This is a genomic window from Bartonella sp. AU15XJBT (genome assembly GCF_028618615.1).
GTDB lineage: Bacteria > Pseudomonadota > Alphaproteobacteria > Rhizobiales > Rhizobiaceae > Bartonella.
The window spans coordinates 1-1,081 of the sequence record NZ_JAQITG010000105.1 but is presented as its reverse complement, the minus strand read 5'-3'; the positions used below and the strand labels follow the sequence as shown (position 1 = coordinate 1,081).

Sequence of the window (1,081 nt, the reverse complement as noted above, 5' to 3'; positions counted from 1 at the left end):
CATGCCATTTGCATTTATACATTGCCCAAATTTTCACTGCTATTATCTTGGCTTTGATAAAAGCTCTGTGTCTCTTTGAATTGTTGGGATATAGGACCGAATCTTCTACATTGGATTTTGTTTTCATCGTATGCTAGGCATCCCTTTTTTTTCATGGTCAAAAATTTTCATATTAAGTTCGCGTCTTTTCCTTTTGATAAGTGAGTGCTCGGCGTCACGTAAATACGCTACCATTTCCATCTTTATAGATTCATTTTGCATCATGGTTAATGTACCATCGATATGTGCTTGAAAATCTGCAATGTCTTTCAGGTTTTCTTTTGTTTGAAGTTCGTCGAAAAGATTTTTGAGGTATCGAAAACGACTTTCTACGTTTTCAAAACTTTCCAAACTCGCAACTTTATCTAGAACCGATACAGATTGCAAACGCGCAAAAATAGCTTTGCTCATTTGATCAAAAGGTCCAGAAATTTTGTTTTCGTCTTCCAATACCTTTTGATATGATGGCCTTGAAAGCATATGTTCATTATAGATCAATTCTGGCTCTTTGAGCAAAAAACTAGAAAAGTCTATTTTCCGAGATCCAGTGCTCTGATTCTTTGTTATAGACTGATAGGCTTTTTCTGTTTGTGAAAGTTGCTCTTTTTTTAACTCAAGCCGTTTTTTTAAGAGTTCAATAATTTCTAGATATTCTGCTGGTAGAGAAGCTGGTAGAGCAGGTGATGGAGCAGGTGATGGCGGTGGAGCAGGATTATTTATTATACTATGATCTACTGTCTTTTTTTTAGTTTTTGGTTTACACACACTTTTATACCGTGAGGAATCAAAGTAACATTCCCTAGCGAGAGCTGATGTTCCAAAAATTATACAAATCGCTATAGTGATAATTAGCTTTTGCATATTTTATTCCTTTTAATTTTCATATATTTAGGAAAACTGATCACTATATTGCTAACCTTATAAATTCGTTTATGAGATCCCGTTCTAGACCACGGCTTTCTTCGTAATAACTGCTAAGTTGTTCAGCTTTCACTGGTTTTGCTTGTTTTGTTTTCATCTGTCTCCTCGCTTGATTTCGGCA

General features: G+C 35.2%; 1 protein-coding gene and 1 pseudogene. Both read right to left on the bottom strand.

Features of this window, described 5'->3' with window-relative positions:
- Nucleotides 1-123: 123 nt before the first annotated feature.
- Nucleotides 124-804 carry a type IV secretion system protein gene (locus PVV57_RS10365; protein WP_273719614.1) on the bottom strand — a complete coding sequence of 227 codons (681 nt, stop codon included), beginning with the start codon at nucleotides 802-804 and terminating at the stop codon, nucleotides 124-126.
- Between the two features lie 151 nt (nucleotides 805-955).
- Nucleotides 956-1,057, bottom strand: a pseudogene (locus tag PVV57_RS10360) (TrwG protein); the annotation flags it as partial.
- Nucleotides 1,058-1,081: the final 24 nt, after the last annotated feature.